At 62.4% G+C, this 11,742-nt stretch carries 12 protein-coding genes; 3 read left to right on the top strand and 9 right to left on the bottom strand.

All coding sequences use genetic code 11. The features are described 5' to 3' along the window. Positions 1–157: 157 nt before the first annotated feature. From ATY78_RS19560 to ATY78_RS19525, 8 genes are all read right to left on the bottom strand, one after another. Positions 158–535 carry a hypothetical protein gene (locus ATY78_RS19560; protein ID WP_088683969.1) on the bottom strand — a complete coding sequence of 126 codons (378 nt, stop codon included), beginning with the start codon at positions 533–535 and terminating at the stop codon, positions 158–160. A gap of 159 nt (positions 536–694) precedes the next feature. Next, positions 695–1,714 carry a zinc-binding alcohol dehydrogenase family protein gene (locus ATY78_RS19555; RefSeq protein ID WP_088683968.1) on the bottom strand — a complete coding sequence of 340 codons (1,020 nt, stop codon included), beginning with the start codon at positions 1,712–1,714 and terminating at the stop codon, positions 695–697. A 221-nt stretch (positions 1,715–1,935) separates the two neighbouring features. Beyond that, on the bottom strand, positions 1,936–2,910 hold the full coding sequence (locus ATY78_RS19550; protein WP_088683967.1) for an ABC transporter permease: 975 nt from the start codon (positions 2,908–2,910) through the stop codon (positions 1,936–1,938). 28 nt (positions 2,911–2,938) lie between these two features. Further along, a complete protein-coding gene (locus ATY78_RS19545) occupies positions 2,939–4,492 on the bottom strand; it encodes a sugar ABC transporter ATP-binding protein (RefSeq protein ID WP_088683966.1) in 1,554 nt (517 codons plus the stop codon). Between the two features lie 104 nt (positions 4,493–4,596). Beyond that, positions 4,597–5,586 (bottom strand): ABC transporter substrate-binding protein, encoded by a 990-nt coding sequence (locus ATY78_RS19540; protein ID WP_088683965.1) that lies wholly within the window; start codon positions 5,584–5,586, stop codon positions 4,597–4,599. 209 nt (positions 5,587–5,795) lie between these two features. Beyond that, positions 5,796–6,242 carry an RbsD/FucU domain-containing protein gene (locus ATY78_RS19535; RefSeq protein ID WP_088683964.1) on the bottom strand — a complete coding sequence of 149 codons (447 nt, stop codon included), beginning with the start codon at positions 6,240–6,242 and terminating at the stop codon, positions 5,796–5,798. A gap of 9 nt (positions 6,243–6,251) precedes the next feature. Beyond that, positions 6,252–7,271, bottom strand: coding sequence for an aldo/keto reductase (locus ATY78_RS19530; protein ID WP_088683963.1), 1,020 nt, complete (start codon positions 7,269–7,271; stop codon positions 6,252–6,254). 31 nt (positions 7,272–7,302) lie between these two features. Next, on the bottom strand, positions 7,303–8,805 hold the full coding sequence (locus ATY78_RS19525) for an altronate dehydratase family protein (RefSeq protein WP_088683962.1): 1,503 nt from the start codon (positions 8,803–8,805) through the stop codon (positions 7,303–7,305). Between ATY78_RS19525 and ATY78_RS19520 the strand changes: the two genes are divergently transcribed. Together ATY78_RS19520 and ATY78_RS19515 are read left to right on the top strand one after the other, a co-directional pair. Further along, on the top strand, positions 8,798–9,136 hold the full coding sequence (locus ATY78_RS19520) for a hypothetical protein (protein ID WP_088683961.1): 339 nt from the start codon (positions 8,798–8,800) through the stop codon (positions 9,134–9,136). The two genes, ATY78_RS19525 and ATY78_RS19520, sit on opposite strands and share 8 nt — an antisense overlap. Continuing rightward, the gene (locus tag ATY78_RS19515; RefSeq protein WP_088683960.1) at positions 9,099–9,998 is read left to right on the top strand and encodes a GntR family transcriptional regulator; all 900 of its coding nucleotides are present in this window, start codon (positions 9,099–9,101) and stop codon (positions 9,996–9,998) included. Before ATY78_RS19520 ends, ATY78_RS19515 begins: the two co-directional genes overlap by 38 nt. Before the next feature lie 282 nt (positions 9,999–10,280). On the opposite strand, the gene ATY78_RS19510 is transcribed toward ATY78_RS19515, so the two are convergent. Further along, on the bottom strand, positions 10,281–10,625 hold the full coding sequence (locus tag ATY78_RS19510; protein WP_088683959.1) for a helix-turn-helix domain-containing protein: 345 nt from the start codon (positions 10,623–10,625) through the stop codon (positions 10,281–10,283). Between the two features lie 108 nt (positions 10,626–10,733). On the opposite strand from ATY78_RS19510, the gene ATY78_RS19505 reads away from it, so the two are divergent. Continuing rightward, positions 10,734–11,480, top strand: a complete 747-nt coding sequence (locus tag ATY78_RS19505) for a glucose 1-dehydrogenase (protein ID WP_088683958.1) — start codon at positions 10,734–10,736, stop codon at positions 11,478–11,480. Positions 11,481–11,742 lie beyond the last annotated feature (262 nt).

The raw sequence follows: 11,742 nt of genomic DNA, 5'->3' as shown, positions 1-11,742 counted from the left end.
TGGACCGGCTACTACGGCAAGCCAGGACCGATCGTCATGCTCGACGGATGGCAACAGTTCCAGGCCGCCAAGCGCGGCGTATCCCTTCTCCTATCCGCTTTCGACAATGTGTGAATCTAATAGCCCCAGCGGGGAGAAGGGAGTATGCCGCAACCCCTCACTCACGGTCGTGGACGACGCCCATGATCTCACCCCTGCGCGATACGCTCACGAGGAGATCGTCTCCGTCTCGCCATGCTCTGATCAGAAATCGTTCGCCCACGTCCGTCACATCTCTGACGCGATAGCCGCGCCGTTCGAGCAGGCGGACCGCATCGTCCGGCCCGAAGTTGCCCCAACCCGAGCCCCATTTGTTTCGCTGGTCGTGGTGGCGGTTCCATCGGCGCAGAAAATCCGTTTCCGTTTGGTTGTCGTCGGGATCGGAATAGAAGTCCGATCCCTGGCCTTCCTGGATGACAACCTGCGCATGGGCCGGCGCCACAAGCGGCATTGTCAGCGCAACGGCCATTGCCACGGCAGCAATTGGTATTTTCATCGCTCGACCTTTCCATCACTCAATCGATGAACATCCACCGGTTATCCGGCGGCAACTTTCGAGTTATGGACAGTTCCGTTTTCTTCTGTGTGCTTTTTGATTGAGAAATGTTGCGCCAATCGCCGGCATTGGTTGAGCGCAGAATGCTTCGGAAGGGCTTTAGGCGCCGATGCGGATCACAGCTTTGATCAGGCCGCTCTTCTCATGCGCCCAGCGGGCGAGATCGCGCGGTGCATCGGCAAGCTCCGTGCGGTGGGTGATGAGCTTGTCGACCGGCACCAGCCCCTTGGCGATCGAATCCGCCACATGTTCGAAATCGACGCGGGTGGCGTTGCGGCTGCCGATCAGCATCATCTCGCGCTTGTGGAATTCCGGGTCGGAGAAGCGGATATCGTCCTTGACGACGCTGACGAGCACCAACGCGCCACCATGGGCGACGAAGGAGAAAGCCTTTTCCATCGACGGGCCGTAGCCCGTTGCATCGAAGACGACATCGAAACCGTCGCCATTGGTTTTTTCCCGCACGGCATCCGCGGTTCCTTCATTGGCGACGATGCCTGATGTGAAGCCGAAGCGCTCGGCGGCCATCTGCAGCCGCTCGGTGCTGGTATCGAGCAGGGTCACTTCATGGCCCGCAATGCGCGAGAAGATCGCCGCCCCGAGCCCGATCGGTCCGGCGCCGATGACGAGCGAGCGGGCGCCTGCGCCGGTGAGCGAGCGGCGCACCGCATGGGCGCCGATCGCCAGAAATTCCGTCGTGGCCGCCGCCTCCAGGCTTAGGCCCCGGGCGGGATAGAGATTATCTGATGGAACCGAAATCTCCTCGCAGAAGGCGCCATCCGTGTGGACGCCGAGCACCTTGATATTGGTGCAGCAATTCGGCTTGCCCTTGATGCAGGCGACACATTGCCCGCAGGAGAGATAGGGGTTGACGATGACGGGGGTGCCGACGGCCAAGGCCACACCATCGCCTGCTTCCAGCACCGTTGCCGAGATCTCATGTCCCATCACCCGGGGATATTCGAGGAAAGGATGCTTGCCCTCGAAGATATGATAATCCGTGCCGCAGATGCCGACATGGCTGACGGCCAGCCGCACCCAGCCGGGCGCCGGTGAAGCGGGTGATGGACGTTCGACGATGTCGAGCACGCCGGGCTCCCGGCAAACAACTGCTTTCATGGCGGATCTCGCTTTACTCTGTGTCGTGCCACTGTTGTTCGGTTCACGCGGATAGCTGCCCCTCACCCTAACCCTCTCCCCGCTTGCGGGGAGAGGGGACGTGCCCAGCACGACGCCGATGGGGCGGAGAGGTTTGCGGCATTTGCCCTTCTCCCCGCGAGCGGGGAGAAGGTGCCGGCAGGCGGATGAGGGGCGGCAGGCGGCGATCTCCTGCCAGCCGCTCAATTGCTCTTTCGGCGGCGCAGCTGGTCGAAGAAGACGATCACGATGATCAGCAGGCCGGTGATGATGCGCTGCCAGAAGGAATTGACGTTCAAAAGGTTGGCGCCGTTGTTGATGGTGGCGAGAATGAAGGCGCCGATCAGCGGGCCATGCACCGAACCGACCGCGCCGAAGAGGCTGGTGCCGCCGATGACGGAGGAGGCGATCGCCTGCAGTTCCCAGCCGTCGGCCTGTGTTGCATTGCCGATCGCGATGCGCGAGGCGAGCAGCACGCCGACGAAGGCGGCAAAACCGGCGGACAGGATATAGGCGAGGTAGATCATGCCCTTGACGTTGACGCCGGAAAGGCGCGCGGCTTCCGCATTCGAGCCGACCGCGAAGAGATAGCGGCCCCAGCGGCTGAGATGAAGGAAAATGAAGGATGGAATCGCCACCAGGATGACCATCCAGAACAGGCTCGGAATACCCAGGAAATCGGCCCGCGCGAAGTTGCTGAAGCTCTCATCGGTGATGCTGATCGTCGAGCCGTTGGTGATCAGGAGGCCGATGCCGCGCAGCGACGTCAGCGTCGCCAGGGTGATGATGAACGGCGGCAGGCCCATATGCACGATACCGAAGCCGTGGAAGGCGCCGATCGCGACGCCGATGGCGAGCGTCAGCACGATTGCGCCCCAGAGCGGCACGCCCGCCTGCAGGAGCCAGGCGATGATGACCGTGCAGAAGCCGACGATCGCGCCGACCGACAGGTCGATGCCGGCGGTGATGATGACGAAGGTCTGGCCGAGTGCCAGGATCGCCGTCATCGCGCCCTGGCGCAGCAGGTTGGAAATGTTGAGTGGCGTCCAGAAGCTGTCCGTCCGGAGGGCGAGCACGAGCCAGAGGAAGAGGAGCAGGCCGAGCAGAGTCAGGCCGAACAGGATGTTCATTTTCCGGCGCGGTGGCGGCGCGGCGATTTCGGTGGGGGTGGTCGTCATCAGTTCTCTCCCTCTTAGTCTTTTGCGCTCAGACGCCGATCGCTTCGCTGAGCACTTGTTCATGCGTCGCCGCGTGGAAATCATGGCTCGCGACGATCTTGCCGCCGCGGAAGACGTGCAGCCGGTCGGCCAGTTCGTAGACCTCGGGCAGGTAGGAGGAGATCAGGATGATGCCCGCCCCCTCCTTCAGAAGCTTGGCGAAGAGCCGGTAGATCTCCGCCTTGGTGCCGACGTCGACGCCGACGGTCGGCTCGTCGAAGATAAACAGTCTCGCTCCATGGCTCAGCCACTTGCCGATGACGACCTTCTGCTGGTTTCCGCCCGACATGCTGGAGACGGGAACGCGCCGGCTCGGCGTCTTGATGCTGAGGTCGCGGATCTGCTTGTCGGCATTCGCCGATTCACGCGCGTGGTTGATGACAGGCCCGTGGCTGAGGCGTCCGAATACCGGCAGGTTGATGTTGAGGCCGATCGACTGATTGAGGCAGAGCCCCTGATCGCGCCGGCTTTCGGGCGCCAGCGCAATGCCGAGTTCCATCGCCGTGCGTTCGTTTCTGATGTGGACAGGTTTGCCCATCCACTGAACATCGCCTGATGTTGTCGGCTGGCGCCCGTAGAGGCCGAGGGCGAATTCGCTGCGCCCGGCGCCGATCAGGCCGTAGAGCCCGACGATCTGTCCCGCCTTGACGCTTAGCGACACATCTTCGAAGCCTGGGCCGGAGAGGCCGCGGACCTCGACGATCGTCTCGCCGATGGCAATCTCTTCCTTGTGGTAGATCTGTTCGATCGAGCGGTTGATCATCAGCGCGATCAGCTCGGCCTCGTTGGTCTCGCCGATCGGGCGCGTGCCGACATGCGTGCCGTCGCGCAGCACCGAGACACGGTCGGCAAGCTCGAAGACTTCCTCCATGCGATGGCTGATATAGACGATGGTGACACCTTCGCCCTGCAGGCGGCGGATCAGCTTGAAGAGCTGTGCCGATTCCTGTCGGGTGAGATAGGCTGTGGGCTCGTCGAAAATCAGGAACTGTGTGCCGCGCATGGCCGCGCGCGCGGTGGCGACTAGCTGCTGCTGGCCGATCGTCAGCGAGCTCAGCAGTGCGCCTGCCGGCAGGCCGAAGCCGAGATCGTCGAGCACGGCCTGCCCCATCTTTTCCATCTGCTTCTTGCGCATCAGGCCGTAGCGGTTGACCTCGTCCCCGAGGAAGAGGTTGGCGGCAACCGTCAGATGCGGGCAGAGCACGACTTCCTGATGCACGGCGTTGATGCCGCGGGCGATCGCTTCGTTCGGTGTCGAGAGCCCCACCGGATGGCCGCACCAGAGCACCTCGCCCGCCGTGCGGGTGATGACCCCGGTGAGCAGCTTGATGAGGGTGGATTTGCCGGCGCCGTTTTCGCCGACGATGGCGTGGATTTCGCCCGCCAGGAAGGTCAGCGTCGCCGGTTTCAGCGCCTGGACATGACCGTAATTCTTCTGCAGGCCTCTGAGTTCGAGGATGGGCGATCCGGTGGGAATCCGATTGGCCTCTTTCAGCGTGGCGCTGTCATCATGGCGATGACTGACCTCTTCCAGTCCGATCATGGACCCCTCCTCCTCTTGTCGCCTCTGCTCTCCACCCTCAGGAAACATACCATGGATGGAAAAGACCGCGCCGGTTTTTGAAGCCGGCGCGGCCGTCTGTCGTTTTACTTGATCTTCGGGTTCAGGAGCGCGTCGATCTTCGGATCGGCCATATTCGCCTTGGTGACGAGGTTGGCGCCGGTATCGACATTTTCCGGAACCTTCTCGCCCTTGGAGACGGCAAGCGCGGTCTTCACGCCGTCATAGCCCATGCGATAGGGGTCCTGAACGACGAGGCCGGCGATCGCGCCGTCCTTGAGGAAGCCGACCGTCTTGTCGTCGCTGTCGAAGCCGATGACCTTGATCTTGTCGCCGAGCTTGTTTTCGGCGATCGCCTGGCCGACGCCCTGCGCCAGGATCAGGTTCGAGGCGAAGACGCCGACGAGTTTCGGGTTGGCCGTGATCAGGTCGGTCATCATGTTGAGACCGGTCGTCGCCTGGCCGTCACCGTATTTGTCGGCGATGACCTTGAGGCCCGGATATTTGGTCTTCACCTGATCCAGGAAGCCTTCGCGGCGCTGTTCCAGCGAGCCGACGCCGGGAAGGTTGGTGAGGATGACGATTTCGCCTTCTTCCTTGCCCGTCATTTCCTTGATGGCGGCGGCAAGGCCGTCGGCGGCGATGCGGCCGCCCTGGACGTTGTCGGTCGTCAGGAACGACTTGAATGCCTTGGAGTCGGCGCCCGAGTCGATGCCGATGATCGGAACGGACTTGGCGGCTTCGTCGATCGGCTTGCCGAGCGCCTTGAATTCGGTCGGTGAGATGACGATGGCGGCCGGTTTACCGGCGACGGCGTTTTCCAGAATGCTGATCTGGCCGTTGACGTCGGATTCGGCCTGTGCGCCGAGTTCCGGTACGTTGACGCCGAGATCCTTTCCGGCCTTGCGGGCGCCCGCCAGAACGATCTGCCAGTAGAAGGACGTCGTGTCCTTGACGATGATCGGGATCGTCACGTCGGCGGCGAAGGATGTGGCCGGCATCGCCGTGGCGATGACGGCGGCACCCGCGAGCGCGGTAAAGGCGCGGCGGGACAGAAGGGATTTCACGATGCTCATAAGGGTTCTCCTCTCAGGGTGCGTTCTCCTCCAAATAAACCGGACCGCTGAACGCTGGCGGAGGGTTTTTATCGATAAAAAACATTTGCAGGGAGAAGCTAGCCGAGGCGCAATCAAATTGCAAGAGCGCCGATCGCGCTTTTTTACTCCGGAAAACTCCTCTCAAGCTACTGATTTTATTTCAATACAACGATAGCCTAAAATAGCTATCAGGTCAGGTCGACCTCGTGCGGATGCACGACGCCCTTTTTCAAAATCAGGTTGCCGTACAGCCGGAATTCGCTCGTCGCGACGATATAGGCAGCCTTGCGGGCCATCGCGTAGAAGGCAAAGCGCTCCACCGGCACGATCCGGAAATCGCCGGCGCGCTTCGAAATGATCTGCTGGAACTCCGCGCACACTTCTGGCACCGCGGCAGGGTCGCCGACCACCTCCATGCGCCATGCCGTTTCCGGCACGAAGGTGTCGAGCGGCATATGCGTGAGGATCGCTTGCGCCATCGCCGTGGCGCTCACGCCGTCGGCGCGAATGACGGGCGGGCCCATCGAACCGGAGGGAAAATTGGCGTCCGATATGACGATGTCGTCACCATGCCCCATGGTCTTCAGGGCATGGAGCAGGTCGGGACCGAGCAGCGGGTGAATACCCCTAAGCATGTTGTCTCCTCAGACCCGGACCGCTTCGCTGCCGAGTGGCGGCGCGACCAGAGTATAGGGTTCGAATTCGGCATAAATGTCGTCGGGAAGCCGCGGCTCGATGATCTCCATGTTGCGCGTCAGGCTCGAGGGCTTCGCCGTGCCGATCAGCACGGAAGCGACGATCGGATCGCGCAGCGGAAACTGCATGGCGGGCGCCGCAAGCGGCACGCCATGGCGCTTGGCGATCGCTTCCATCGCACCGACCTTGGCGAGCACGTCGTCATCTGCCGGCATGTAATCGAAATGCGACCCCGGCACCGGGCCGGTGGCGAGAATGCCGGAGTTGAAGACGCCGCCGACGACGAGCGACGTGCCCTTCTGCCGGCAGCGCGGCAGGAGCTCCTCCTCCGCCGAACGATCGAGCAGCGTATAGCGTCCGGCCAGCAGGATGCAGTCCAGATCGGCATGGCGCAAAACGTCGAGGCAGACGGGGACTTCATTGACGCCGAGCCCGAAGGCGGAGATCGCGCCCGAGGAGCGCAGTTCCTCCAGCGCCTTTACGCCGGAATCGAGGAACTGCTTCAGATAGACCGCGTTTTTGGCCGCGCCGTGCGTATAGCCGCCGATGTCGTGCACGTAGAGAATGTCGATGCGGTTGAGGCCGAGGCGCGCATAGCTGAACTCGACCGAGCGCATGATGCCGTCATAGGAATAATCGTAATCCGCATCGAAGGAGAGCGGATTGACATAGCCGTATTCGGGCACGGTGCCGGTCGGCACCGGCCTCAGCAGCCGGCCGACCTTGGTGGAAAGCACGTAACTTCCATCCGGCTTGTCGCGCAGGAAGTCGCCCATGCGCCGTTCGGCAAGGCCAAGCCCATACCAGGGAGCGACGTCGAAATAACGGATGCCGCTGTCCCAGGCGGCCTGCAGCGTTTCCATCGCCTGCTCGCGCGGGCATGCGCGGTAGAGACCGCCGAGCGGCGCCGCGCCGTAGCTGATTTCGGTCACGTCAAGCTTGGTCTTGCCGATCCGTCTCGTCCGCATCGTTCCTCCTCGCGAAGCCTTTAATGTCTACTTAGAGCGTCGCGCCGAGATGCCAGGGCACGAATTCGTTATCGCCGTAGCCGAAGATCTCGCTCTTCGTCTTCTTGCCGGAGGCCGTGTCGACGATGAGGTCGAAGATCTCGCGGCCCTTGCCGCTGATCGTCGCGTCGCCCGTGGCGATCGTGCCGCAATCGATGTCCATGTCCTCTTCCATCGAGGCATAGAGCGCCGAATTGCTGGAAAGCTTGAGCGACGGCGCCGGCCGGCAGCCGAAGCAGCTGCCGCGGCCAGTCGTAAACGCGATCATGTTCGCTCCGCCCGCCACCTGGCCGGTCGCCGAGACCGGGTCGTAACCCGGCGTGTCCATGAAGACGAGGCCGGGGGCTGTCACCCGTTCGGCATAACCATAGACAGCCGTCAGCGGCGAACGCCCGCCCTTGGCGACGGCGCCGAGCGACTTTTCGAGGATGGTGGTGAGCCCGCCGCGCTTGTTGCCGGGGGAGGGGTTGTTGTCGAGCGAGGCGCCGTGGAGCGCGACGTAATCTTCCCACCAGGCGATCTTCTCGTCGAGCTTCTTTGCCACCTCGTCGCTGACGGCGCGGCTGCGCAGCAGGTGTTCTGCGCCGTAGATTTCCGAGGTTTCCGACAGGATCGCCGTGCCGCCGGCAGCCGCCAGCAGGTCGGCCGCGACGCCGAGCGCCGGATTGGCGGTGATGCCGGAAAAGCCGTCCGAGCCGCCGCATTGCAGGCCGATGATGATCTCGCCGATCGACATCGGCACGCGCTTTTCCCGACCCACGTCGGCGGCGATTTCGCGCAGAACGCCCATGGCGCGCTCGACCGCGCGGCGCGAGCCGCCGGCGTCCTGAATGTTGAAGTGGCGCTTGGAGGCGCCCGCGCCGCTCTGGCCGTAAAGCGTCAGCTGGTTGACCTCGCAGCCCAAGCCGATCATCAGCACGCCGCCGAAATTCACATGCCTGGTGTAGCCGGCAAGGGTCCGGTGCAGCACGTTCATGCCGTCGCCGGTCGAGCTCATGCCGCAGCCCTGGTCGTGGACGATCGGCACGAACCCGTCGATGCCCTCGTAATGCGGCAGGATCGTCCGGTTCGCCTCGTCGGCGATGGCCCGGCAGACCGTGGTGGAACAGTTCACGCTGGCGATGATGCCGATATAGTTGCGCGTTGCCGCCCGCCCGTCGGCACGGCGGTAGCCCATGAAGGTGCGCGCCTTGTCCTGAGGTGTCGCCGTTTCCGGCGCCGAATTGGCGGTCGCCGCCAGCCGGTCGTTTTCGAAATGCAGGTTGTGGCTGTGTACGTGGTCGCCGGCCTTGACCTCGGCCGTCGTGCGGCCGATCGCCTGTCCGTATTTCACGACAGGGGACCCAAGCGGAATATCGGCAATCGCCACCTTATGGCCGGGGTCGATCTTCTGGCGGGCCTCTGTGCCGGCAACCGTCGAACCCTGTGCGATGGCTGCCGTTGCGACCGCGACATTGTCTCCGGCCGAGAGGATGATCCAAGGCTGTTTGTCCAATCTCTTCTCCCTTGAGCATGCTGCCGAAAAGCCTGAGCGGCTTTCGAACGGCATCATGCTCCTGCTCCAAGGAAGCGCCCGCTGCATCGGCGATTGCGCATTGATTTTGTTTTTTATCTACAATAAACATTTTCAAGTCAACGGGAATATTGATCCTGTGGACGAGGGAGGCAATGCGCCGCAGGCGGCCGGAAATGAGATAAAGGTCGTCCGGACAAGCCCTGGGTTCGGCCCCATCCCGCTTTATGAGCGGGTATGGTCGCTGCGCATTCGGGCGGAAAAGCGGGGGTCTGATGGCAAGGCAGAACACGGTCTTCAAGGAAGCGTATAATCGCTACGCTGCCGCGCTGCGCACCGATACCGCGCTCCCCTCGGAGCCGGAGATCGCCGCTCAGCTCGGCGTCAGCCGCTCGACCGCGCGCGCCATCCTGACCCGCCTCAGCGACGAAGGCATCATCCGCTGGAACAAGCGCCAGAAGACCGTGCTGCGCCAGCCGACGGATCGCGACCTCTTCCCCTCCGAAGAGACGGATTCGCTGCATGACATCATCGAGCGCAGTTTCATGCGGCGCATCCTTGCCGATGATGCGGCACCCGGCATGCAGATCAACGAACTGGAGCTTGCTCGCGAGATCGGCACCGGCACGACGAGCGTGCGCGAATTCCTGATCCGTTTCTCCCGCTTCGGCTTGATCGAAAAGCGGCCGAACAGCCATTGGACGCTCAAAGGGTTTACCCGCGAATTCGCGCTCGAGCTTGCCGATGTGCGCGAAATGTTCGAGCTGCATTCCGCCGCCGAATTCGGCAGGCTTTCCCGCGAGAATCAGGCCTGGGCCGATCTTGCCGCCATGCGCGAGGAACATGTCGCGATGCTCGATGACATCAACCAGCGCTTCAAGGATTTCTCCGTCCTCGACGAGCGCTTCCACCTCTTGATCCACCGCGCCTCGAAGAACCGCTTCATCGCCGATTTCTACGATGCGATCGCCATCATCTTCCACTATCACTACCAATGGAACAAGGCGGCAGCCCGCGAGCGCAACGAGCGGGCGATTCACGAACATCTGGATTATATCGCAGCGCTCGAATCCGGCGACCAGTCGGCCATCGAAAAGGCCTGCCGCGTGCACCTGCGCTCCGCGCGACAAACCCTGCTGCAATCTTTGCCGCAGAATACGGCGGAAAACGCTTGAGGGCGTAAGTGAATACTTACAATTAGGGTATGCCGTGTGGCCCCCTCATCCGGCCCTGCGGGCCACCTTCTCCCCGCTGGGGAGAAGGGAAAGCAAGGTGCGCCGACACTGCGCAAACGAACCCGCCTCTTCGGAAGCACTCGATCCAACGGGGTCGGTACGAAGCGACATTCTCCCTCTTCTCCCCAGCGGGGAGAAGGTGGCCCGCAGGGTCGGATGAGGGGGCCACACGGTTATACGCTTACGGCACAAACTTCGAAGAATCCCCACACGCCCCGGCTTTCAATCCACCTTCCACTGCTCGGGAAGCTGTCCGTAAGCCGTCAGAATAGCCTTGATGAGGCCGGGGAAGCGTTCATCCAGCTCTGCGCAGCGGGTTTGGTTGCGCATCTCCACACCTTGGCGCTCGCTTCGGATCAGCCCGGATTCACGCAGCACCTTGAAGTGGTTCGAGAGCGATGATTTTGGAATGGTGCGGTCGCCGAGATCGGCAAGCGCAGAACAGGTTCCACCGCAGCCGGCGCCGGCAAGCCAGGCGAAAATTGCGGCCCGCTCCGGATCGGAAAGCGCATACAGGATCGCTTCAGGCTGGATGTCCTCTATCGCTGGGTGAAAGAGCGGTCTCATGAATTTTCATATAGCGGCCCTTGACATCAAGATCAACAGTTCCGAATTTCTGAACTACGGAACAAGGCCGCCAATTTCGGCGGCAGTCCGGATCAGAAGGAATGGAAGATGGCGAAGCTCGCAGGAAAGGTGGCTGTCGTAACCGGGGCCTCCAAAGGGATCGGCGCCGCGATTGCCAAGGCGCTCGCGGCCGAAGGTGCGCAAGTCGTGGTCAATTACGCCTCCAGCAAGGCCGGAGCGGATGCGGTGGTCGAGGCGATCAGCGCCGCCGGCGGCAAAGCCATCGCGGTACAGGGCGATGTCTCGAAGGCCGAACAGGCGCAGGGCCTAGTCGATGCCGCAGTCAAGGAGTTCGGCAAGCTCGACGTGCTGGTCAACAACTCGGGCGTCTATGAATTCGCGCCGATCGAGCAGGTGACCGAGGAACAGTATCGCCGCATCTTCGACGTGAACGTTCTGGGCGTGCTGCTGACCACTCAAGCGGCGGTCAAGCATCTCCGTGAAGGCGGCAGCGTCATCAACATCTCGTCGGTGGTCACCAGCCTGGCTCCACCGGACTCTTCGGTCTATACCGGCACGAAGGGCGCCGTGGAAGGCATCAACAGCGTGCTTGCCAAGGAACTGGGCCCGCGCAAGATCCGGGTCAACGCGATCCTCCCGGGGATCGTCGAGACCGAGGGCACGCACACCGCCGGCGTCATCGGCTCGGATTTCGAGCAGACACTGGTGGCACAGACTCCGCTCGGCCGCACCGGCCAGCCGGATGATATCGCCGGTGTCGCGGTCTTCCTCGCTTCCGATGATGCCCGCTGGCTGACCGGCGAGCGATTGGCTGCCAGCGGCGGTTTTCGCTGATAGCCGTCATGGTGCGTGCTCCTTCATGGAGCACGTGACCGTTTCCGCGCTTCGGAAAGCCAAACTGCTAAAGCGCGTCGCGATCTTTCAGATTCGCTCTTCGCGCTTTAGGTCTTTGTTTTACGCATGTCGTTATCGCAAAACATGGAGTAATCGCGGCGCGATCACCCCATGTCATATTTATCAGATGATGGCTGGCTGGGGTGGTTGCCCCCGGTAAGATGGCAATACGGGCTCACGATTGAACCGGGCCCAAACATCG

It is taken from the genome of Rhizobium sp. R635, assembly GCF_002211285.1.
Lineage (GTDB): Bacteria > Pseudomonadota > Alphaproteobacteria > Rhizobiales > Rhizobiaceae > Rhizobium.
Note: the sequence above shows the minus strand (reverse complement) of the source record. Positions and strands in the feature narration are given on the sequence as shown.